Below are 22,588 nucleotides of genomic sequence, written 5' to 3' on the forward strand. Positions count from 1 at the left end.
GTGGCAGGGTGGGCACCGAGACCAAAGCTGCTGATCTCCCCCCTTGAGGGGGAGATGGCCGGCAGGCCAGAGGGGGGTGCTGCCCCACCAGCCTTTCTAGCTTCAGCACTGCGCGTAGGTGACTGCTGATGGCTAAATCGCGCGTCCAGTTCATCTGCCAGAATTGCGGGTCGGTGCATCAGCGCTGGGCCGGCAAATGCGATGCCTGCGGCGAGTGGAACACACTCGTCGAGGAAGGCACGGCCGGCGGCATCGGCTCGGGACCGGCCAACACGCGCAATGCGCGCAAGGGCCGCGCCGTGGTGCTGACCAGCCTGTCCGGTGACATCGAGGATGCGCCGCGGATCATCTCCGGCATTGGCGAACTCGACCGCGCCACCGGCGGCGGTTTCGTGCGCGGCTCGGCGCTGCTGGTCGGCGGCGATCCCGGCATCGGCAAGTCGACGCTGCTTACCCAGGCCGCAGCAGCATTGGCGTCAAAAGGCCACCGCATCGTCTATGTCTCGGGCGAAGAGGCTGTCGCGCAGATCCGGCTGCGGGCGCAGCGGCTTGGCGTCGCCGACACGCCGGTCGAACTTGCCGCCGAGACCAATGTCGAGGATATCCTGGCAACAATAGCCGACGGCAGAAGGCCGGACCTCGTCATCCTCGATTCCATCCAGACGCTGTGGACCGACATGGCCGACTCGGCGCCCGGCACCGTCACCCAGGTGCGCGCCTCGGCGCAAGCGATGATCCGCTACGCCAAATCCACCGGTGCTGCCATCGTGCTGGTCGGCCATGTCACCAAGGAAGGCCAGATCGCCGGTCCGCGCGTCGTCGAGCACATGGTCGACGCCGTTCTCTATTTCGAAGGCGAAGGCGGCCATCACTACCGCATCCTGCGCACGGTGAAGAACCGTTTTGGGCCGACCGACGAGATCGGCGTCTTCGAGATGTCGGACAAGGGCTTGCGCGAGGTCGCCAATCCGTCGGAGCTGTTCCTCGGCGAACGCCACGCAAAATCGCCGGGTGCCGCGGTATTTGCCGGCATGGAAGGCACACGTCCGGTGCTGGTCGAGATCCAGGCGCTGGTGGCGCCGTCCACATTGGGCACGCCGCGCCGTGCCGTCGTCGGCTGGGACGGCGCACGGCTGTCGATGATCCTTGCCGTGCTCGAAGCCCATTGCGGCGTGCGCTTCGGCACCCACGATGTCTACCTCAACGTCGCCGGCGGCTACCGGATTTCCGAGCCGGCGGCCGATCTGGCGGTTGCCGCTGCACTGGTTTCGTCGCTCACCGGTCTTGCCCTTCCCGCCGATTGCGTCTATTTCGGCGAAATCAGCCTGTCGGGCGCAGTGAGGCCGGTTGCGCATGCGCAGCAGCGCCTTAAAGAGGCCGAAAAGCTGGGTTTTGGAAGTGCGGTTCTGCCCTTGGGCAGCGAGGAGGTTGTCGGGGGGATCGGGGCCGGCGCTTTCCAGCCGACCGAACTTGCCGATCTCGTCGCACGCATAGCCGGCTCACGGCGCAGCCGTGTCGACGTGGAAGATTGACGCGGCTCGCCCGAGCCGTGAAAAGACAATCTGAGTGGGGCGAAAGACATGCCGATTACGCTGCTGGACGGAATTCTCGTCGGCTTCACCCTGGTCTCGGCGATGCTCGCCATGGTTCGCGGCCTGTCACGCGAAATCCTGTCCGTCGTGTCCTGGGCGGCTGCCGCCGCGGCGGCATTCTTCTTCTACAAGCCGGTGCTGCCTTACGTTCAGCCCTATGTCGAAAGCGACAAGATCGCCATGGCGGCATCCGCCGGCATTGTCTTCCTCATCGCGCTGATCGTCGTTTCCGTCATCACCATGAAGCTAGCCGACTGGATCATCGATTCCAGGATCGGCGCGCTCGACCGTACGCTGGGCTTCCTCTATGGCGCCGCGCGCGGCGTCCTCGTCGTCGCCGTGGCGCTGCTGTTCTTCAACTGGCTGGCCGGCGCCAAGGCCCCTGCCTGGATCGCCAACGCCAAGTCGAAGCCGCTGCTCGAGACCATCGGCGCCAAGCTGGAAAGCCTGCTGCCCGAAGATCCGGAAAACGCCATCCTGAAGAAGCTCAATCCGAATCAGCCGGCAGCCGAGACGCCTCCGGCGGCCGATGCACCGGCGGCGGATGCTCCGGCAACCGGTTACGATACGCCGGCGCCCGACGACGAGACCGACGCTCCGGCCGATAACGCACCCGCTGCTCCGGCTCCGGCCCCAGCCGCGCCGGCAAACTGATACGGACGGATGGTGCCTGACAGGCGCCATCCCGGCAGTTCCGGCCTGACTATGGTGTGAACGGCGCACGACGTGCGTTGCTTTCGCGGTGCTATCGCACTATATGGCCATTTTAGCGGAGCTTGAGCCCCATGGCAGTTTCGAAGGCAGACGCGGACGACGTCCTTTCCGCCGAAGCAGACGATCATTTCCACGATGAATGCGGGGTGTTCGGCATTTTCGGCCGGCAGGACGCTGCGGCCATCGTCACACTAGGCCTGCATGCGCTGCAGCATCGCGGCCAGGAAGCGGCCGGCATCGTCTCCTATGACGGCACGCAGTTCCATGTCGAACGCCATGTCGGCCTGATCGGCGACACCTTCACCAAGCAGCACGTCATCGACAGCCTGCAAGGCAACCGTGCCATCGGCCACACGCGCTATGCCACGACGGGCGGCGCCGGCATGCGCAACATCCAGCCCTTCTTCGCCGAACTCGCCGATGGCGGCTTTGCCGTCGCCCATAACGGCAATCTCACCAACGCCATGACCGTGCAGCGCGCGCTGCAGAAACAGGGCGCGATCTTCTCGTCGACCTCCGACACCGAGACGCTGCTGCATCTCGTTGCCACCAGCAAGGAACGCGATTTGAATTCGCGCTTCATCGACGCCGTGCGTCAGGTTGAAGGCGCTTTCTCGCTGGTTGCGATGACCTCCAAGAAGATGATCGGCTGCCGCGATCCGCTCGGCATCCGCCCGCTGGTGCTCGGCGACCTCGACGGCGCCTGGATCCTGGCCTCCGAAACCTGCGCGCTCGACATTATCGGCGCCCGCTTCGTGCGCGACCTGAAGCCCGGCGAAATGGTCGTGGTGACCTCGAAGGGCATCGAGAGCCTGTTCCCCTTCGAGCCGCAGAAGACCCGCTTCTGCATCTTCGAATATGTCTATTTCGCCCGCCCGGACTCCTCGGTCGAAGGCCGCAATGTCTACGAAGTGCGCAAGCGTATCGGCGCCGAATTGGCGCAGGAAAGCCCGGTCGATGCCGATATCGTCGTGCCGGTGCCGGATTCCGGCACGCCGGCGGCAATCGGCTTTTCCCAGGCGGCAGGCATCCCCTTCGAACTCGGTATCATCCGCAACCACTATGTCGGCCGAACCTTCATCCAGCCCGGCGATTCGATCCGCCATATGGGCGTCAAGCTCAAGCACAACGCCAACCGCCGGATGATCGAGGGCAAGCGCGTGGTGTTGGTCGACGATTCGATCGTGCGCGGCACCACCAGCCAGAAGATCGTGCAGATGGTGCGCGACGCCGGCGCCAAGGAAGTGCACATGCGAATCGCCTCGCCGCCGACCAGCGCGTCGTGCTTCTACGGCGTCGACACGCCGGAGAAGTCGAAGCTTTTGGCATCGCGCATGTCGATCGAGGAAATGGCCGAGTTCATCCGTGTCGATTCGCTCGGCTTCCTCACCATTGACGGGCTCTACCGCGCCGTCGGCGAAGCCAGCCGCGACAATGAGCAGCCGCAATTCTGCGACGCCTGTTTCACCGGCCAGTACCCGACCCGCCTGCTCGACTTCGAAGGCCACGACAATGTGCGCACGCTGTCGCTGCTGGCGAACAACGGGGCGTAAAGCCCAACTGCTATCCTTGAAAGCGCTCGCATGACCCTCGACCTCTCCGGCCGCGTCGCGGTCGTTACCGGCGCCTCGCGCGGCATCGGCTACTTCATCGCCAGGGAACTTGCCGCCGCCGGCGCGCATGTCATTGCGGTTGCCCGGACCGTCGGTGGGCTGGAAGAACTCGACGACCAGATCAAGGCCGAGCGCGCGAAAACCGGCAAGGGCGAAGCGACTTTGGTGCCTCTCGACCTCTCAGACATGGCCGGCATCGACCGGCTGGGCGGCGCCATTCACGAGCGCTGGGGCAAGCTCGACATTCTGGTGGCCAATGCCGGTGTGCTCGGCGTCATCTCGCCGATCGGCCATGTCGAGGCCAAAACCTTCGAGAAGGTTATGACCATCAATGTCACCTCGACCTGGCGGCTGATCCGCTCGGTCGACCCGCTGCTCAGGCTGTCCGACGCCGGCCGCGCCATTCTCATGTCGTCCGGGGCCGCGCATTCGGCGCGCGCCTTCTGGGCGCCCTATGCGGCGTCGAAGGCGGCTGTGGAAGCCATGACGCGTTCCTGGGCGCATGAGACGCAGAGCCTGGCGCTCCGCATCAATGCGGTCGACCCCGGCGCCACCCGCACCGCCATGCGTGCGCAGGCCGCGCCCGGCGAGGATCCGGAAACGCTGCCGCACCCGTCAGAGGTGGCAAAACGCATCGTGCCGCTGGCGAGCCCCGAGATGAAAGAGACGGGGCTGATCTTCCAGGTCAAGAACAACCGCTTCGTCGCCTACCGGCAGCCGGAATAAACCGGGTTGTAGCGGGATTAAACAGGCCTCCAGTTACGTTTCTTCGAATGTAGGACATTCGAAACCGGAGGACCGACATGCGTAGACTTCTTCTCGTTGCCGCCGCCGCGATTGCCGCCACAGCCGGCGTGGCGCTGGCGCAAGACGCCAAGATGAGTTTCTTCGTCACCAGCGTCGGTTCCGGCAAGGGCGCCGATCTCGGCGGTCTCAAGGGTGCCGACGCGCATTGCGCCTCGCTGGCGGAAGCGGCTGGGGTTACCGGCAAGGAATGGCACGCCTATCTCTCGAGCGCCAATGTCGATGCGCGCGACCGTATCGGCAAGGGTCCCTGGGTCAACGCCAAGGGGGAGAAGATTGCCGATGACGTCGCCTCGCTGCATAGCGACGCCAACGCCATCACCAAGCAGACGGCGCTCAACGAAAAGGGCGAGGTGGTCAACGGCCGCGGCGATAAGCCGAACCGGCACGACATATTGACCGGCTCGAAGCCTGACGGCACCAAGCTCGCCGACCAGACCTGCGGCGACTGGACCTTGAGCGGGGCGGAGGGCGCGGCGATGATGGGCCATCACGACCGCACCGGCCTTGATGAGTCGGCGGCGGCGAAATCCTGGAACTCCTCGCATGCCTCGCGCGGCGGCTGCAGCCAGGAGGCGCTGAAAGGCACCGGCGGCGACGGCCTGTTCTACTGCTTTGCCGCGAACTGAGAGACGTCTGGGAGCGGTTCGTTCACGGGTCTGTGATGGTCCGGCAGGTCCCTCCCCCATCGCCCTGCTTTCGCCATCAGCCGGGAGTTGCTAGGGTCGACCCGACTCCGACACCCAGCAAAGCGAGGAATTCCCATGGCTGCTCCCAGCGTAGCATTGGTCTGGTACCTGGTGATCGCCGGCCCGCAAGGCGGCATGGTGGTGCTGCCCAGCACCTTCGACACCCGCGAACAGTGCACAAACGCGATTACCGAATATCAGAAGCAGCCGACGCCGGCCGGCTGGGCGGTCAACTGCGTGCCGAGCGCCTCCCCGTTTACCGATGAGGGCGACGCGGAAGAGCCTGCGGCGCAGTAGCGCAGTCTCCCCCCTCGAGGGGGAGATGGCCGGCAGGCCAGAGGGGGTCGCCTCGCGTAGAGTGCCAACCTCCTTCCGCACAAAGGGCGTGGCGTCCAGTCGGCCCGACCCCCTCTGTCGCCTTCGGCGACATCTCCCCCTCAAGGGGGGAGATCAGGCGCGCGCCTTCACCGTCAGCTCCGGCTTGCTGTTGATGGTCTGGAAGACCACGCAATAGCGTTCCGTCAGCTTGATCAGCGCGTCGATGCGATCCTGCGGCTCATCCGTGTCGAGGTTGAAATTCAGCCGGATGGCGCGAAAGCCCACGGGGGCGTCCTTGGCCACGCCCAGCGTGCCGCGAAAGTCGAGATCGCCTTCGGCCTCGACGGTGGCTGCGCCAAGCCTGAATTCCAGCGCCGTCGCCACTGCCTTCAGCGTCACGCCGGCGCACGCCACCAGCGCCTCCAAAAGCATATCGCCCGAACACAATTCGAGCCCGGAACCGCCGGTCGCCGGATGCAGGCCGGCGACCGCCAGCGCCCTGCCCGTCTCGACCTTGCAGGCAATCGACTGGTCGTCGATGGAGCCTTTGGCGCGAAGCGTGATCAGCGCCTGCGTAGCATCGCCGCGATAGGCCTCCTTGAGCGGCGCCTGCATGGCTTTGAGTTCGGTGGCGTCCATGGTCTGTCCTTTCGAGTTCTTCGCGCTTTGATAGCACCGAAATGCCGGCGGGACAGCGCCCCCCTCTGCCTGCCGGCCATCTCCCCACACGGGCGAGATCGGCAGCAACGCCAATGGCGCTTTCTTCGCCGGCGATTAGCGAAGGCGGTCGCGACATCCAATCTCCACCCCTGTGGGGGAGATGTCCGGCAGGACAGAGGGGGGCGTGAAGGACGCTAGCTCGCGAAGAGTTACTTTGACTTCGACCGCCCGAGCCATACCTAACCAGAGTCATTCCCGCGGAGGCATCATGCCGTTCAAGCTGAAACTGATCTCGCTTACCCTGTTGGTGCTTGCAGCCTTCGCGCAGCCAGTCCTCGGCGAAACGCCCGAGCGCCCCGCCCCTGCCGGCGGCGTGCTGTCGCTGCTGCCGGCACCGCAGACGACCAGCCATTCAATCACCATTGCCGGGCGCAAGCTGGACTATCAGGCTAAGGCCGGCACGCTGTCGCTGCTATCCGGCAAGGGCGAGGTCACCGCGGAAATCTTCTATGTCGCCTACACGCTGCCGCCACTGGCGGGCGCGGAGAAGGCTCGCCCCATCACCTTCGTCTTCAATGGCGGCCCGGGCGCGGCATCCGCCTATCTGCATCTCGGCGCACTCGGCCCGCGTGTCGTCGCGACCGGCGCCGATGGCCAATTCCTGCCGCCGCCGCAAAAGCTGATCGACAATCCCGACAGTTGGCTCGACATGACCGACCTCGTCTTCGTCGATCCGGTCGGCACCGGCTACAGCCGCGAGGCCCCCGGCCAGGACACGAAAGATTTTTGGGGCGTCAGCCAGGACGCCAGTTCGATCGGCGCTTTCATCCGGCTCTATCTCGCCCAGAACGGCCGCACCGGATCGCCGCTCTTCCTCGCCGGCGAAAGCTATGGCGGGTTCCGCGCGGCACTTCTCGCCAGGACCCTGCAGGAAGATGTCGGCCTGAGCCCCAACGGCATCGTACTGATCTCGCCTGCACTGGAGTTCACGCTGGTGCTGCCCGACGAATTCCAGCCACTGCATTGGGCGCTGGAACTGCCCTCGCTGGCGGCGGTGCGCCTGCGCAGCGAAGGCTTCAGCGGCGAAGCACTGCGCGAAAAGCTCGCCGAGGTCGAAAAGTATGCGCTGGGCGACTACCTCACGGCTCTGACCGGCGGGCTGGAACAGGGCGGGCGGCTGGCCAGCCAGCGCGTGGCCGAGATCACCGGCCTGCCGCTCGACCTCGTGCAGCGCAATTTCGCCCGCATCCCGACCGGCCTGTTCGCGCGCGAATTCCAGCGCGCCAGTGGCAAAGTGCTCAGCCCGTATGACGGCACCATCGCCACCAGCGACATCGCCCCGGAGAGCGCCCGCAGCGCCGGCCCGGATCCGGTGCTCGACCGCAGCGTGCCGGCGCTGACCTCGGCCTTTGTCGGTTATGCGCGCGACGAGCTGAATTTTCGCACCGATGTCAGCTACAGGTTGCTCAATGGCGATGTGACCCACGCCTGGGACTATGGCGGCTCGCGGCAAGGCTATGCCGGGGTGATGGACGATCTGCAGCGGGCGCGCTCGCTCAACCCGGGGCTCGGCGTGGTGATCGTCAACGGCGACACCGATCTGGTCACTCCCTATCTGGCCTCACGCTATCTGGTGAGCCAAATCCCGACGCTGGGCGGGGCAAAACCCATCCGTCTCGACGTCGTCGAAGGCGGCCACATGATGTATCTCAGGCCGGGCGGCCGGCGCGCCCTGAAGGAGGCCGCTTCGGAGCTCTACCAGGCAACACAGTGAACGGCGTGCCCACGCTGTCGGCCAGGCTGCGCCAACGCAAGCTTGCCACTGGCGTAGCGCCCCGCAGGCTTTCGCCCGTATAGCCTGCAATGGGAGCCTGATTGGGGCAGGCTTCTTCTTCGTCCTCTTGACAGCGCCGGACACGCCGCATGGCCGATATTGCCATTCTGGAAACCCGCGAAAGGGTGCTTGCCGGCATCCTGTTCACCGGCTGCGCCTATTTCCTGTTTTCGACCCAGGACGCAGCGATCAAGCTTCTGGTCGTCGGCATCAGCGTCTGGCAGATCATGTTCTTCCGCTCGATCGCTGTGCTTATCGGCTGTGCTGCAATCGGCGGACCGCGCGTCTTTGCCGACACAATGCGCTCGCCCATCGTGCGGCCGATGCTGGTGCGCAGCGCCTTCACGCTCGGCGCCTGGCTCTGCTACTACAACGCGGCCCGCTCCCTGCAGCTGGCCGAACTCACCACCATCTATTACGCCGCCCCGATCATCGTCACCGTGCTGTCGGTGGTGATGCTTGGCGAAAAGGTGCCGCTGTTGCGCTGGCTGGCGGTGTTCATCGGCTTCGTCGGCGTCTTCATCGCCTGTGATCCCACTCGTCTCGGCTTGTCCGTGCCGATGCTCTTGGTACTGGCTGCGGCAGTGCTGTGGGGCATTGCCGTGGTGCTGTTGCGCAAGACGGCGCTGGCCGAGCGCACGCTGATCCAGCTTGTGCTCAACAATTTCTACTTCCTGGTGTTTTCCACGGTGCCGGCGCTGTTGGTCTGGCAGATGCCGGACTGGCGCCAGTTGCTGCTTTTGATCAGCGTCGGCGCGCTCGGCGGCGTGGCGCAATTTATGCTGTTCGAAGGCATGAAGCGGGCGCCGGTGTCGATCGTGGCGCCGTTCGAATACACCTCATTGGTCTGGGCCTTCGGGCTCGGCTTTGCGATCTGGGGCGACGTGCCGCGTCGCGAGGTGTTTCTGGGGGCGGCGTTGATCGTCGGCGCCGGCCTGCTGATCATCGGCAACGAGCATTTCCGCAAGCGGCTATGAGTACCCCGTGCTGACAGCATGGTGGCAGGAGAAGACGGATAGGCTGCTGAGATGACGGAAGCGCTCGACGGCCCAGGCACCACAGATACCGCTGCCGAGCGTACGCTCGGCATCATGCTGGTGGCGGCCTCGGCGGCTTTCTTCGCCCTCACCGGCGTGCTGACCAAATCGATCCACGCCGACCCGCTGACCATCACTTGCTGGCGCGGCTTTGTCGGCGCGATCCTGATCACCTTCTATGTGCTGTGGCGCCGGCGCCGCTCCGGCGGGCGGGAAAGCTTGCGGCTTGGCTGGCGCGGCTGGTTGCTGGCCCTCGAGGGCGCCGCGGCCAGCATCGCCTTCATCTCGGCGTTCAAATTCACCTATGTCGCCAATGTCGCGGTCATCTACGCCACCGCGCCCTTCATCACCGCGCTGCTCGCCTTCGTGCTGGTGCGCGAGCCGTTCCGGGCGCAGACGCTTGCCGCCGCCGCCGTTTCGCTGTGCGGCGTGGCGATGATGGTCGGCTCCGGCTTCGGCAGCGGTCATCTGTTTGGCGATGGGCTCGCGCTGCTGATGACCGCCGGCAGCGCGCTCTACATGATCATGGTGCGCGCCTTCCGCGACACGCCGGTGGTGTGGGCGGGCGCAGTCTCGGCGCTTCTGCTGTTCGTGCTCGGCTGGTTCGTCACCGACCCCCTGGCGATTTCTGCTCGCGACGCCGTGCTGCTCGTCGCCTTCGGAGGATCGTTTGCGGCGGCGTCGATCCTGTGGACGGAAGGCTCGCGGCTGATCCCTGCGCCCGAGTCCGGCCTTCTCGGTGCCGCCGAAGTGCCGTTTGCGATCCTGTTCGCCTTCCTGTTCCTCGGCGAGATCGCGCCGGCCGCCAGCCTGATCGGCGGCGCCATAGTACTGTGCGCGGTTTTCGCCCATGCGGGGCGCGACTGGCTGGCCGCGAGAAAAAGCGCGGCAACCCAATAATTATTTTCCAAGTCATGGAACCATCATGCGGATCAGGCAGTTTTATGTGCGACGGGTCACCCCCCAAGTCCCCCCAAACCCCTCGACCCGTCCTCCTCAAAGCCGACCGTAAAGGTCGGCTTTTTCTTTGGACATCAGACGGCAAAGCCGGGCAAGGCGAGGTTGTCGCTGAGCAGGATGGCAAGATCGCGCGCCGGCCGCTCGGCGCCCTGGCCGAGTTTTATCGCGAATTGCGCTGTCGGCACCGGCGGCAGGGCGAATTCGCGCGGTGCTTCGGCAATGCCTGAATGGGCAAAGCGGGCGGTGCGCAAGGTCAGCGCGATGCCGGCATTGACCGCCGTGCGCAAGCCGGCAAGGCTGGCGCTGCCGGCGGCAATGCGGTAGCGGCGGCCGGCAGCATCGAGGGCCGCGAGTGCTGCTTCGCGAAAGCCGCAATAGGGGTCGAGCAGCGCCAGCGGCAATTCCTCTTCCCGCACGGCAAGCCCTTTTTGCGAGCACAGCCACAGCATCGGCTCACTGAACAGCCCGACTTCGTCATTGGCCGGCGTCTTGCGCATGACAACGGCCAGATCGAGCTGCCCGGCCTGCAGCGCCTCGCCAAGCTCGGCCGAACGGCCAACGCGGAGTTCGACCCTGACGCGCGGATGGCTGGTCGCGAAGGCGCGCAGCAGCTCCGGCAGGCCGCTATCGGCGAAATCCTGTGTCGTGCCGATGGCGACGCGACCAGCGGCACGCGCGCCCTTGAGCGCCAGCCAGGCCTCGCTGTGCACGGCAAGAATGCGGCGGGCATGACCGACAAGATCCTCGCCGGCCGGCGTCAGCCCGCGCCCGCGCCCCTGCGCCACCAGCAGCGGTTCGCCGACGATCTCCTCCAGACGCTGCATCTGCGCGGTCACCGCCGAGGGCGAGCGGCCGACAACAGACGCAGCCTGAGCCAGCGAGCCGCCATCGACAAAGGCAAGGAAGGTCTTGAGCAGATCGGGATCGAGAGCTTGCATACTTCGATAATACAGAACCTTTTGTTCGAAACAATTCGATTTTTTTGATTTAAAGACGGTGGCACTGTCTCTCCAACGGCAAACAGACGCCGCTCAAACGAAGGAGAGAAAAATGCCCATCATCAACATCAGCGTCACCGGCAAACCCGACGCCAAGCTGTCCGCCACAATCGCCAAGGAAATCACCGGCCTGACCGCAACCCATCTGCGCAAGGACCCGACGATCACCGCCGTCGCCGTCACCTATGTCGACCCGCAGCATTGGTTCGCCGGCGGCAAATCGCTGGCGGAGCATGGCGCCAACACCTTCTGGCTCGACATCAAGGTGGTCGACGGCACCAACACCAAGCTGGAACTGGAGGCTTATCTGAAGGCGATCTTTGAGGCCTTTGGTAAGTTGCTGGGTGGTGTGCACGAGGAAAGCTATGCCTTCGTGCACGAGGTTCCGGCCGCAGCTTATGGCTATGGCGGCAAGAGCCAGGAGTTCCGGTTCATCAGCGGGCGGATCAAGGCGGCTTGAGCCAACGTGAAAGCGCAGCGCCGCCCCTCATCCGCCCTTCGGGGCACCTTCTCCCCGTGAACGGGGAGAAGGAAGAGGCTCTACATTGACCTTGCCCCCCATTGCGCTACCCTCTGCTCTCCAAGCGGACGAAGAGCCGCATACCGGACCGTTGGGAGAGACGCGGCATGATCCTGACACTGGCGCTGCTTGCAGGCCTCGTGCTGGCCTGGCTGCTGATTGGCGCGATCGAGACGTTTCGTCTCGACCTGCGCTTTACCCAGGCGCTGCTCTATGTGCCGTTCAAGCTCGCCTACCGGATCGAGGACCGGCGCATCCGCATTGCCCGCAACGCGCCGACGCCGGTGATCTATGTGGTCTCGCACCAGTCACGCTTCGAGCCGGCGCTGATGCTGTCGCTGCTGCCCGACGACACGCTGCACATTCTCGACGAGGCCTCGGCGCGCTCGCCCTGGATGGAGCCTTGGCGCGAGCTTGGCCGCACCATCGCCTTCAACGCCGAGCATCTCTTCGTCAGCCGGCGGCTGGTCAGGGTGCTGAAGGGTAAAGGCCGGCTTGCCGTCTATCTGCCCGATGACGTCGAGCCCGATGTGAAGACGTTTCGCCTGTTCCGCGCCGTCACCCGCATCGCCATGCAGGCCGACGCCCGCATCGTGCCGATCTTCGTCACCGGCGCGCGCGACCTGCCGGTTTCCTTGACGCCAAAGAACCGGGCGCCGCGCCACTGGTTCCCAAAACTCTCGATCAGCGTGCTGGAGCCAATGACGATTGCCGAACTGGTGGCGCGCAACCCCGACCAGGCTTCCAACACCAATGCGTTGTTCGACCGCATCGCCGAGGCGCGGCTTTATGGCAGCAACCTCGATCGCGGCCTGTTCCTGGCCATGCGCGATGCCGCGGATCGCACCGGCGCCTCGCATCCGATCATCGAGGATGTGATCAGCGGCTCGCTCAGCTATCGAAAAATGTTCATCGGCGCGCGCGTGCTCGGCCGCCGTTTCGAGGCGGTGGCGGCGCCCGGCGAAGCGGTCGGGGTTTTGCTGCCCAACGCCAATGGCGTGGTGCTGTCCTTCGTCGGCCTGCTCTCGGCCGGCCGGGTAGCGGCGATGATCAACTACACGGCAGGGCCGGCCAGCGTAACCGCCGCGGTGCGCGCGGCAGTCATCCGAACGGTGGTTTCCTCGCGCGCGTTCGTCGAGAAGGCGGCGCTTGCCGACATCATCGCCGCGATCGAGGCCGGCGGCGCCAAAATGCTGTGGCTGGAGGATGTGCGCGCAAGCGTCACGACGCTGGAAAAGCTCGCAGCAGCGGTGCTGTGGCGGTTCCCGCTGCAGCGGCAGGATGCGGCCAAGCCCGCCGCAATCCTGTTCACCTCAGGCTCGGAAGGCACGCCCAAGGCCGTGGTGCTGTCGCACCGCAATCTCCACGCCAACGCCATGCAGGCCGAGGCGCGCATTACCATTTCGCCGTCCGACATCCTGCTCAACGTGCTGCCGGTTTTTCACTCTTTCGGCCTGACCGGCGGTACCATCCTGCCGCTGGTGACCGGGGTGAAACTGTTCCTCTACCCGTCACCGCTGCACTACAAGATCATCCCGGAGATCGCCCGCAAGGTGAAGCCGACCATCATGTTCGGCACCGACACTTTCCTTGCCAACTATGCCCGCACCGCCAAGGATGGCGATTTCTCCAGCCTGCGCTTCGTCGTCGCCGGCGCGGAAGCGGTGAAGCCGGAGACGCGGCGCGTTTATCGCGAGCGCTTCGATGCCTCGATCATCGAGGGGTTCGGGCTGACGGAGGCCGCTCCCGTCGTCGCCGTCAACACCGCCATCCATGGTCGCGACGGCACGGTCGGACGGCTGTTGCCGGCGATGCGCATGAAGCTCGAACCGGTCGAGGGTATCGAGGGTGCCGGCCGCCTGTGGCTCGACGGGCCGAATTTGATGATGGGCTACATGACCGCTGACCGGCCCGGCGAATTGCAGCCGCTGGACGGCTGGCACGACACCGGCGACATCGTCTCGGTCGACCGCGAAGGCTTCATCACCATTCGCGGCCGGGCAAAACGCTTCGCCAAGATCGCTGGCGAGATGGTGTCGTTGGGCGCCGTCGAGATGCTGGTGCAGTCGCTGTGGCCGGAAGAGCGCCACGCCGCGGTGGCGGTGCCGGACAAGAGGCGCGGCGAGCGCATCGTGCTGGTCACCACCGCCGACGACGCCGATCCGGAAGAACTGCGCGCCTTCGGCAAGAAGGCAGGTGCGGCCGAACTGATGGTGCCCAACGACATCGTCAAGGTCGAGGAGATCCCGGTGCTGGGTTCCGGTAAGACGGATTATGTCTCGACGCGGAACCTGGCGATCGAGAAGCTGGGGCTGGGCCTGGCGGCTTAGCGTATCTCCCTCCTTGAGGGGGAGATGGCCGGCAGGCCAGAGGGGGTCGCCTCGCGTGAAGCGCCGACGTCCTCTTCGCTCAAACGAGGTCGCGTCCAGGGCGTACCGCCCCCCTCTGTCGCCTTCGGCGACATCTCCCCCTCAAGGGGGGAGATAACAACTACCCAATATCCGACGGCGGCACTTTTTCGCCCTCGCGCTTGGCGCGCTTCGAATACGCCCGCACGCTGAAAGGCAGGAAGATGAGATAGCCTGCGACAGAGGCGGTCAGCGTGTACCAGGAATAGGTCATCAACAGCAGGACGTAGAGAACGACCGCCAGGATGATCGGCAGCACCTTGTCGCCCGGCACTTTCAGGCTTTTGCCGGAATAGACCGGCAGCCGGCTGACCAGCAGGAAAGCGACCAGCACAGTGAAGCCGGTGGCGACGAATGCCGTCAGGCGGTCCGGCTCGAGACCGAGCCGCAGGAAGGACAGATAGAGCGGCAGCATAACCAGCACGGCGCCGGCCGGCGCCGGCACGCCGACGAAGTATTCGCCCTGCCAGATCGGCCGGTCATGGTCTTCGTCGAGCACGTTGAAGCGCGCCAGCCGCAGGCCACAGGCGATGGTGAACAGAAGAGCTGCGATCCAGCCGAAGGAGCCGGCGCGGTCGAGCAGGAAGGCGTAGAGCACCAGTGCCGGCGCGACGCCGAAATTGACGATGTCGGCCAGCGAATCCATCTGCGCGCCGAATTTGGATGTCGCCTTCAACATGCGCGCCAGGCGCCCGTCTATGCCGTCCAGGAAGGCGGCGAGCAGCACCATCACCACGGCCGGCTCGAAACGGCCCTCGAAGCCGAAGCGGATGCCGGACAGGCCGGCGCAGATGGCAAGCACGGTGACCAGATTAGGCAGCACCATGCGCATCGGAATTTCGCGGATGCGCGGGCCGCCGCTGCCATGGGCCTCGAACTTTTTGAACGGCGCGCCCACCGCTTACGAAATCCTGACGAGCGGGGTTGCGGCGACGCCGCCGAATTCGGCGAGCACGGTTTCGCCGCCGACCGCCGTCTGGCCGACGGCGACGCGCGGCACCGCGGTCGACGGCAGGAAGACATCGACGCGCGAGCCGAAGCGGATCAGGCCAAAGCGTTCGCCGACGGCAATGGAGCCGCCGGTCTCGGCCCAGCAGACGATGCGGCGCGCCACTAGGCCGGCAATCTGCACGGCGACAACGATGCCGTTGGGACTGTCTATGACCAGCCCGTTGCGCTCGTTCTCCGAGCTTGCCTTGTCGAGTTCGGCATTGAGGAACTTGCCCGGCCGGTGCTCGATTTTGGTGATGCGGCCGCGCACCGGAGCGCGGTTCACATGGCAGGAAAAGACGTTCATGAACACCGAGATGCGGGTCATCTCGGTGTTGCCGAGGCCAAGCTCGCGCGGCGGCACGGCCGGGCCGACCGCCGAGATGACGCCGTCGGCGGGACTGACCACCAGCCTGTCATCGACCGGGGTGAGACGATCGGGGTCACGGAAGAAATAGACGCACCAGGCGGTCAGGATCAGGCCGATCCAGAACAGCACCGAGGAGAAATAGCCGAGGAACAGCGTGCCCGCACCAAAGGCGGCAATGAACGGATAGCCCTCGCGATGGATCGGAACGAAGGCATTCTTGATCGAATCGACAAGGCTCATCGGATGGGGCTCATGGGATGGGGGCGGTCCCTGTTTCAGGTCCGGCCTCAATACCGGAAAGGCTCCGCTGCCGCAACGCAACATTGGGCAAGGCCGCATCGTCCGCAGCCGGCAGGAACGTGACGTGCTTGCCTGTCGGCTGCTTTGCCGCCAGAATTCGGGCCAACGCCGGCTGAACGCGCGGCGAAAAGGCCGACTGCCATGGCGCCAAATTCAGGCAAAACGTATCTTGTTGCCATACGATCGTCAGCCGTGGGTGCCGTTTTGACCGTACTTGTGGCAGCGAGCGACCACGCAGTTGCGCAAGGCAAGCCATCCTTCGACTGCGCCAAGGCCGCCAGCTTGGCGGAAAAGGCCATTNAGCGACCACGCAGTTGCGCAAGGCAAGCCATCCTTCGACTGCGCCAAGGCCGCCAGCTTGGCGGAAAAGGCCATTTGCGCCGATCCGGTCCTGGCGCAAGCCGATGCCGACGTCGCGAAGAATTATACCGCGCTGCTAAAGAGGCTCGATGCTCATGCCGGGAAGGCGCTGCGGGACGACCAAAGCGATTTCATCGCCTATCGCGATCAGATCGCCGGTTTCAACGAGAACACGCCCAAGGACCAGCAGACATTCGATCTCGGCGAATTCCTGCATGACCGCGCGACCTTCCTGGGCGGCATCCGTAAGCCGGCCGATGGCGGCTTCATCGGCACATGGAGCAGCGTGCGCGGTAGCGTCGACATCAAGGCTGTTGGCGGAGGCAAGGTCGAGATCTCGGAAGATGTCGTTTCCAATCCAGTCTCGGGAAGTGGGTCATGCGAGATCGACGGCACGGTCGAGAAGCGCAACACTCTGCGACTGGTCGACACCGACGACAACGACAACCCAACCGGTTTTGTCTTCACCTTTCGCCGCGACGGCGATGCGCTTGTCGTCGAGCAGAGCGGCGCCGGCAAGGATGGCAGATCGGAGCCCCTGTCATGCGGTGCCAACGGCCATGCCGATGGCATGTTCTTCCTGACGGAGAAAAAGTAGGCTTGCTGTCGCTAACCCGCCGCAGCGGAGCGATCAAAGTGGGCATTGAGCTCGGCCATAGCGGCCTCAGCGAGGCTTTCATCATCCTTGCCGCGCAAGAGCACACCGCCGTTCCGCAACGATTGGAAAAGGAAGACTTGGCCTGATGCCAGCACCACCCAATTCACGATTGCTCCTTCCTCCTTCTGCACCACCGAATTCGCAGAAACGATGGCATCCGTCGGGTCGAAGCCTGCCTTGCGGAGCAGGAGGTCGACGGCGGCGGGAGCATGGTATTGTTCCGCCAGCTCAATGACCGCTGTGATCTCGGGCTCTTCAGCAATGCCAAGCTTGGCGCCAACTTTCGGGGCGTTAGCCGCTAGCGGGCTCTCGCCTGGCGGTATGACAAGCAAGTCTTCTGGAGCGATGTACTCGTAGACCGTGACGTGTGTCTCCGTCGCACTGCATAGTCGGGTCTTCTTCGCGCTGGTCTGAAGCTGTTTCTCTCCTTCTATGTTCAGCATCCTTGCCATGCCGAACGCAATTTTGATCTCGGGCGGCGCGATCTTGGCGCAGGCAAGGCCGGCCCCGACATCGCGCCAGCTCAAGATCATCTGGCCTGCCAAGTTGCCAACGGACTTATGAAGAAGCCTGCCTTCGCGCTTCGGATTGGCCATCACCAGCCGGTGTATGACGTCGTCGTAATCGTCACTATCGACAACTTGCAGATCAGGCCATGACGCGATCCAGCGCGCCAAAAGGTTTTCCATGGGCGCGGCCTCATCCGCAACGTAGAACGCATGATCAAGTGTATCGAGAAAATCATCCCGCCCGCCCTCGAAGCCCGTCTGCTGGGCGGCTTCGTTGGGATGGTCTGCAATCCAGCTGGACATCTTTTCCAAAGTCGCAAGCTGGCCCTTTGCGCCACAAGCAGTGAGTCCAGCTCGTGCGTTGGCAATCATGGCGCCGATTTCCTGCCCGGCATTGTGGATGAATTGACTATGGCCGCCGTTCTTTACCTCCGAAGAGTACGAGTCGGCATGAAGGACCTGCATCGCCTTGGTGTCGATTTCGGGATAACGATAGAGTCCTTTGGAAACCATCGCTGTGACGAATTGCATGACAGCGAAGACGAGAAAAAACGGCTCTTCATCAGGATCCTCGACGTTCGAACGCAGTACGACGACCGGCAACGGCAGGCCGAATTCCAACTGCTTTCCAGAATCTGATGCCGACTTCTCGGGCGTTTTCTTGGATTTGCGGGAAAAGAAACCGAACATCGAAAATACTCTCTTGGTCGCAAAACTTGCGCGAACGGGTTATTTCCGACGCGACAATATCAGCTGCCCTCAAGGATTAAAGGCACTCTGATCCAGAGGCATCCGCACGATGGTTTGCCGAAATAGTCGACGGTCATGTCGGGGCGCCATAGATTCACACGTCCTTGGCAGGAAAGCGCTTCGCGACAAAGCCGAATTGCGGCGAGTCGACAAACCAAGGGTCAGAGATGCCATCCTCGAAATCAGTCGCCCTGAACGCCAAGGTCATTACAGAAGGCCTCGCTTTCGGAGAGTCTCCCCGCTGGCACGACGGACGCCTGTGGCTCTGCAACTGGGGAACCGGAGAGATCGTCGCGGTGGATGAGGACGGCGGGAACCAGGTGATGCTCACCGTGCCGGCCATCCTGCCCTATTCGATCGACTGGTTGCCGGATGGCCGATTGCTGATCGTCTCGGGTCGGGATGGCTTGTTGCTGCGACAGGAGGCGGATGGCACGCTCGCCACCCATGCCGATTTGAGAGAACTGTCAAACAGCCCGTGGAACGAGATCGTCGTCGACGGGCGCGGCATCATCTATGTCAATGGCGGCGGGTCGGCGCCTGCACCGGGCGAGCATTTCGGGCCCGGCACCATCGTGCTGATCACGCCGGACGGCTCGGTTCGACAAGTGGCCGAGAACATCGCTTTCGCCAACGGCATGGCGGTGACGCCGGACAACAGGACACTGATCGTGGCGGAGTCGCATGCCAACCGGCTGACCGCCTTCGATATCGCGGAGGATGGCGGGCTTTCCAACCGCCGGGTCTGGGCCGATCTCGATGGCTTTCCCGACGGCATCTGCCTCGATGCCGAAGGGGCTGCCTGGTACGCGGATGTTCCCAACAAGCGCTGCGTGCGGGTGCGCGAAGGTGGCGAGGTGTTGCAGACAGTCGATGCCGATCGCGGCTGCTTTGCCTGCATGCTGGGCGGGCCGGATGGCACGACACTGTTCATCGTCGCCGCCGAATGGCGTGGTTTCGAGAACATGATCAGCGATGCCCGCACTGGCCAGGTGCTGAGCGTCGAAGCGCCCGCACATGGCGTCGGCTGGCCGTCTTACATCTCGGGTAGACGCTGATAGTTGGCGATATCGGCCTTCACACCCAGCCGGGCAATGGTCTCCTGCGGGTTGAAGCCCGCCCGCTCATGGGCTGCCTTGACGATCGGCACGACATAGTCGACGGCCGCCTGGTTTTCCCATTCGACAATGGTGACCAGGTTGAACTCGCCCGGGCCCGAAAATTGCTCGAGCACGAAATCCTGGACGAAGCCTTGCTGCAGACGCAGCAATTCATGAGTCGCCCTGACCTTGCGAAGGATTTCTTCACGGGCCTCGGCAGGAACGACGAATTTGTCGACCCTGAACACGGCTGCCTCGGCAAGTTTATCCATTTGAATCTGTCTCCGTTCTTGAACGACTTGGGTTCGGTGGCTCAGGAACGGGTTTGCGATCTCAACTTAGGTTGAGGTCAAGGGGAAACTTTCGGTGGTGATGATGGCGACGACGCTGCATATCTCCCCCCTTGAGGGGGAGATGGCCGGCAGGCCAGAGGGGGTCGGTTCGACTGGATGCGCCCCCTTGCGACCGATGAAGGTTAGCGCTCCACGCGCGGCGACCCCCTCTGTCGCCTTCGGCGACATCTCCCCCTCAAGGGGGGAGATCGGCGCTCCGCCGCCTAGCTCACCTCCGAAGTCCGCCTGCGCACAACCACACCCAGCTCATCGCTCTCGCGTGCAACTCGAAGCCTCTCTTCGGCTTCTGTCGCTTCGCGCTGGCGGTCCCACATCGACGCGTAGAGGCCATGCTTTTGCATCAGCTCGGCATGGGTGCCGCGCTCGGCGATCTCGCCGTCCTTGAGCACGATGATCTCGTCGGCGGTGATCACCGTCGACAGGCGGTGGGCAATGACGATGGTGGTGCGGCCCTTGCTGACCAGGTCGAGGGCGGCCTGGATTTCCTGTTCGGTGTGGCTGTCCAGCGCCGAGGTCGCCTCGTCGAGCATCAGGATCGGCGGCGCCTTCAAAATCGTGCGGGCAATCGCCACGCGCTGCTTTTCGCCGCCCGACAGTTTTAGCCCGCGCTCGCCAACCATCGAGCGGTAGCCTTCGGGCAGTCGTTCGATGAACGGGCCGATCTGGGCAAGCTCGGCGGCTTTCTGCATGTCTTCCTCGCTGGCGCCGATGCGGCCGTAACGGATGTTGTAGGCGATGGTGTCGTTGAACAGCACGGTGTCCTGCGGCACCATGCCGATGGCGCCGCGCAGACTCGCCTGCGTCACATCACGGACATCCTGGCCGTCGATCAGCACCTGACCGCCCTGGACGTCGTAGAAGCGGAACAAGAGCCGCGAAATCGTCGACTTGCCGGCGCCGGACGGACCGACAATGGCCACCGTCTTGCCGGCCGGAACCTCGAAGGAGACGCCCTTCAGAATCTTGCGGCTGGGGTCGTAGGCGAAGTGCACGTCGCGGAACTCGACCTTGCCGGCTGTAACAGCCAGTGGCTTGGCATCGGGCTTGTCGGTGATTTCCTGCGGCACATCGAGCAGGTCGAACATCTGCTCGATGTCGGTCAGCCCCTGGCGGATTTCGCGGTAGATGAAGCCGATGAAATTGAGCGGCACCGAAAGCTGCATCAGCATGGCGTTGATGAAGACGAAATCGCCGACCGTCTGCGTGCCAGCCTGCACCTCCAGCGCCGACATGCACATGACGATGACGGTGCCGAGACCGAAGATGATGCCCTGGCCGAAATTCAGCCAACCGAGCGAGGTCCATATTCTGGTCGCCGCCATCTCATAGCGTGCCATTGAGCGGTCGAAGCGCTCAGCCTCCATACCCTCGTTGTTGAAGTATTTGACCGTCTCGTAGTTGAGCAGGGAGTCGATCGCCTTGGTGTTGGCGTCGGTGTCGCTGTCGTTCATGTCGCGGCGGATCGAGATCCGCCAGTCGCTGGCGCGAACCGTGAACCAGACGTAGAGCCACACCGTGGCTGCCACCACGACCACATATTTCCAGCCATAAGTGTAGGCGAAGATACCGGTGGTCAGCGCGAATTCGAGGATGGTCGGCGCCGTGTTCAGCATGATGAAGCGCACGATCGTCTCGATGCCCTTGGTGCCGCGCTCGATGATGCGCGACAGGCCGCCGGTGCGGCGCTCGAGGTGGAAGCGCAGCGACAGCTGGTGCATGTGAACGAAGGTGCGGAACGCGAGCTGGCGCACCGCATATTGGCCAACGCGGGCAAACAGCGCGTCGCGCAGCTGGTTGAAGCCAAGCTGCACCAGCCGCACGACATTGTAGGCGACGACCAGCATCACCGGCGCCAGCAGGAAAGATGGCAGCGGCGGCGGCGATTTGGCGTCGCCGGCTAGGGCATCCGTCGCCCATTTGAAGAAATAGGGCCCGGCAACCAGCGTCAGCTTGGCAACGACCAGAAGCAGCGTCGCCCAGGTGACGCGTGCCCTGAGATCGGGGCGGTCGGCCGGCCACATATAGGGCCACAGATTGCGCAAGGTGCCGAAGGTCGAGCTATCGGAAACGGTTTTTTCTGCCACTTGTCTTTCCTTTGGGGTGAGAGGTCAGCGGCCGGAGCAGCAGGAATTGACGAGTGCGGTCAGCGATGCGGAAACGTCGGCGAGCGCGGCGCGGTCGACTTCGTAGCGCGAGCGCTGACGGTCGGATTGGAAGCGGACCAGCCCGGCTTCGACCAGGATCTTCAGATGCTGGGACACGGTGGACTGCGCCAGATCGAGATGATCGACCACCTCGCGGCAGCAGCAGGAATTGCTGGCCGAGAGATGTCTAAGGATCTCGNCGATGCGCGCCGGATGCGAGAGTGCCGCGAAGCGGGCGGCAACGGCGCGGCTTTCAGGCGGTGCCAAGTTTGCGTGGTCTGGTTCAGCGAGCGAGTCTGCCATCGTTCATCGGCGATAGACGATGAACGGGTGCGTGGCAAGCTAACCCGATGGGTAGAGCGACCTAATCTCCCCCCTCGAGGGGGAGATGTCGCCGAAGGCGACAGAGGGGGTCGGTACGTCCTGACGCAACGTCGTTTGCAGCAAAGAGAAGGTCGGCGTTCTATGCGCGGCGACCCCCTCTGGCCTGCCGGCCATCTCCCCCTCAAGGGGGGAGATCAAGCGCTCGGCCGCTACTGCGTCTTCACCGGCGCCGTTGTCACCTGCTCGCCCATCGCCTTGAGGTCGGCGGCTTCGCCTTCCTTGGACTTTTCCGGAACCTTGAACACCTGCCCGGGCCAGATGCGGTCGGGATCGCTGATCTGGTCCTGGTTGGCGAGATAGATGGTCGAGAAGCGCACGCCGTGACCGTAGACGCGCCGCGAGATCCGCCACAGGGTGTCGTGTCTGCGGATGATCACCGCGCCGTCGGCATGTTCAAGCTTTGGCGCCACCGTCTCTGGCACATCGGGCGTTGCCGCCGCGACGACGGCTGGAACCTCAGCGGCAGCCGCTGCCGGTGCCGCAGGTGCCCCGGCAACCGCCGGGGCAGCCGGAGCCGGCGCTT

22 protein-coding genes are annotated in these 22,588 nt (G+C 64.2%); 13 read left to right on the forward strand and 9 right to left on the reverse strand.

Annotation, left to right across the window (positions count from 1 at the left end):
• Positions 1-128: 128 nt before the first annotated feature.
• The 6 genes from radA to X728_RS157165 all read left to right on the forward strand — a co-directional run bounded on the left by radA (position 129) and on the right by X728_RS157165 (position 5,709).
• Positions 129-1,532 (forward strand): DNA repair protein RadA, encoded by a 1,404-nt coding sequence (gene radA, locus X728_RS157190; RefSeq protein WP_023831143.1) that lies wholly within the window; start codon positions 129-131, stop codon positions 1,530-1,532.
• 48 nt (positions 1,533-1,580) lie between these two features.
• Complete coding sequence (locus X728_RS157185; protein WP_023831144.1) at positions 1,581-2,246, forward strand: CvpA family protein; 666 nt, start codon at positions 1,581-1,583, stop codon at positions 2,244-2,246.
• A gap of 131 nt (positions 2,247-2,377) precedes the next feature.
• Positions 2,378-3,859, forward strand: a complete 1,482-nt coding sequence (gene purF / locus X728_RS157180) for an amidophosphoribosyltransferase (protein WP_023711952.1) — start codon at positions 2,378-2,380, stop codon at positions 3,857-3,859.
• Between the two features lie 30 nt (positions 3,860-3,889).
• Positions 3,890-4,645, forward strand: a complete 756-nt coding sequence (locus X728_RS157175; RefSeq protein WP_023693973.1) for an SDR family NAD(P)-dependent oxidoreductase — start codon at positions 3,890-3,892, stop codon at positions 4,643-4,645.
• A gap of 77 nt (positions 4,646-4,722) precedes the next feature.
• Entirely contained in the window at positions 4,723-5,352 is a 630-nt protein-coding gene (locus X728_RS157170; RefSeq protein WP_023693974.1) for a hypothetical protein, read from the forward strand.
• 135 nt (positions 5,353-5,487) lie between these two features.
• A complete protein-coding gene (locus X728_RS157165; RefSeq protein WP_023689120.1) occupies positions 5,488-5,709 on the forward strand; it encodes a hypothetical protein in 222 nt (73 codons plus the stop codon).
• A 153-nt stretch (positions 5,710-5,862) separates the two neighbouring features.
• On the opposite strand, the gene X728_RS157160 is transcribed toward X728_RS157165, so the two are convergent.
• The gene (locus X728_RS157160; RefSeq protein ID WP_023693975.1) at positions 5,863-6,369 is read right to left on the reverse strand and encodes an OsmC family protein; all 507 of its coding nucleotides are present in this window, start codon (positions 6,367-6,369) and stop codon (positions 5,863-5,865) included.
• Positions 6,370-6,658: 289 nt separating this feature from the next.
• Here X728_RS157160 and X728_RS157155 point away from each other — a divergent pair, with 289 nt between their 5' ends.
• The 3 genes from X728_RS157155 (at position 6,659) to X728_RS157145 (ending at position 10,161) form a co-directional block, all read left to right on the forward strand.
• Positions 6,659-8,164 carry an alpha/beta hydrolase gene (locus X728_RS157155; protein WP_023831145.1) on the forward strand — a complete coding sequence of 502 codons (1,506 nt, stop codon included), beginning with the start codon at positions 6,659-6,661 and terminating at the stop codon, positions 8,162-8,164.
• Between the two features lie 149 nt (positions 8,165-8,313).
• A complete protein-coding gene (locus tag X728_RS157150; protein WP_023831146.1) occupies positions 8,314-9,201 on the forward strand; it encodes a DMT family transporter in 888 nt (295 codons plus the stop codon).
• Positions 9,202-9,252: 51 nt separating this feature from the next.
• Entirely contained in the window at positions 9,253-10,161 is a 909-nt protein-coding gene (locus tag X728_RS157145) for a DMT family transporter (protein WP_023689124.1), read from the forward strand.
• Between the two features lie 134 nt (positions 10,162-10,295).
• Here the strand turns inward: X728_RS157145 and X728_RS157140 are convergent, their stop codons facing one another.
• Positions 10,296-11,159 (reverse strand): LysR substrate-binding domain-containing protein, encoded by an 864-nt coding sequence (locus X728_RS157140; RefSeq protein WP_023831147.1) that lies wholly within the window; start codon positions 11,157-11,159, stop codon positions 10,296-10,298.
• 112 nt (positions 11,160-11,271) lie between these two features.
• On the opposite strand from X728_RS157140, the gene X728_RS157135 reads away from it, so the two are divergent.
• Positions 11,272-11,679, forward strand: a complete 408-nt coding sequence (locus X728_RS157135) for a 4-oxalocrotonate tautomerase family protein (RefSeq protein ID WP_023831148.1) — start codon at positions 11,272-11,274, stop codon at positions 11,677-11,679.
• 167 nt (positions 11,680-11,846) lie between these two features.
• Positions 11,847-14,069, forward strand: coding sequence for an AMP-binding protein (locus tag X728_RS157130; protein ID WP_023831149.1), 2,223 nt, complete (start codon positions 11,847-11,849; stop codon positions 14,067-14,069).
• 160 nt (positions 14,070-14,229) lie between these two features.
• On the opposite strand, the gene pssA is transcribed toward X728_RS157130, so the two are convergent.
• Positions 14,230-15,045 carry a CDP-diacylglycerol--serine O-phosphatidyltransferase gene (gene pssA, locus X728_RS157125; RefSeq protein ID WP_023831150.1) on the reverse strand — a complete coding sequence of 272 codons (816 nt, stop codon included), beginning with the start codon at positions 15,043-15,045 and terminating at the stop codon, positions 14,230-14,232.
• A 3-nt stretch (positions 15,046-15,048) separates the two neighbouring features.
• Entirely contained in the window at positions 15,049-15,846 is a 798-nt protein-coding gene (locus X728_RS157120; protein ID WP_348625633.1) for a phosphatidylserine decarboxylase, read from the reverse strand.
• A 199-nt stretch (positions 15,847-16,045) separates the two neighbouring features.
• On the opposite strand from X728_RS157120, the gene X728_RS157115 reads away from it, so the two are divergent.
• Positions 16,046-16,765 carry a lysozyme inhibitor LprI family protein gene (locus X728_RS157115; RefSeq protein WP_023831152.1) on the forward strand — a complete coding sequence of 240 codons (720 nt, stop codon included), beginning with the start codon at positions 16,046-16,048 and terminating at the stop codon, positions 16,763-16,765.
• 11 nt (positions 16,766-16,776) lie between these two features.
• Here X728_RS157115 and X728_RS157110 read toward each other — a convergent pair whose 3' ends face one another.
• Positions 16,777-18,024 (reverse strand): DUF4375 domain-containing protein, encoded by a 1,248-nt coding sequence (locus X728_RS157110; RefSeq protein WP_023831153.1) that lies wholly within the window; start codon positions 18,022-18,024, stop codon positions 16,777-16,779.
• Between the two features lie 227 nt (positions 18,025-18,251).
• Here X728_RS157110 and X728_RS157105 point away from each other — a divergent pair, with 227 nt between their 5' ends.
• On the forward strand, positions 18,252-19,142 hold the full coding sequence (locus X728_RS157105; protein WP_031195200.1) for an SMP-30/gluconolactonase/LRE family protein: 891 nt from the start codon (positions 18,252-18,254) through the stop codon (positions 19,140-19,142).
• On the opposite strand, the gene X728_RS157100 is transcribed toward X728_RS157105, so the two are convergent.
• The 4 genes from X728_RS157100 to X728_RS0134740 all read right to left on the reverse strand — a co-directional run.
• Positions 19,121-19,456, reverse strand: a complete 336-nt coding sequence (locus X728_RS157100) for a hypothetical protein (protein WP_023711966.1) — start codon at positions 19,454-19,456, stop codon at positions 19,121-19,123. The two genes, X728_RS157105 and X728_RS157100, sit on opposite strands and share 22 nt — an antisense overlap.
• Before the next feature lie 284 nt (positions 19,457-19,740).
• On the reverse strand, positions 19,741-21,621 hold the full coding sequence (locus X728_RS157095) for an ABC transporter ATP-binding protein/permease (protein ID WP_023727588.1): 1,881 nt from the start codon (positions 21,619-21,621) through the stop codon (positions 19,741-19,743).
• A 24-nt stretch (positions 21,622-21,645) separates the two neighbouring features.
• Positions 21,646-21,984, reverse strand: a complete 339-nt coding sequence (locus X728_RS157090; protein WP_023831155.1) for a metalloregulator ArsR/SmtB family transcription factor — start codon at positions 21,982-21,984, stop codon at positions 21,646-21,648.
• 230 nt (positions 21,985-22,214) lie between these two features.
• Positions 22,215-22,588, reverse strand: a 374-nt coding sequence (locus tag X728_RS0134740) for a LysM peptidoglycan-binding domain-containing protein (protein WP_031195202.1), incomplete at its 5' end; no start/stop codon positions are given.

Origin of the sequence: Mesorhizobium sp. L103C119B0, assembly GCF_000502235.1 — a bacterium.
Taxonomy (GTDB): domain Bacteria; phylum Pseudomonadota; class Alphaproteobacteria; order Rhizobiales; family Rhizobiaceae; genus Mesorhizobium.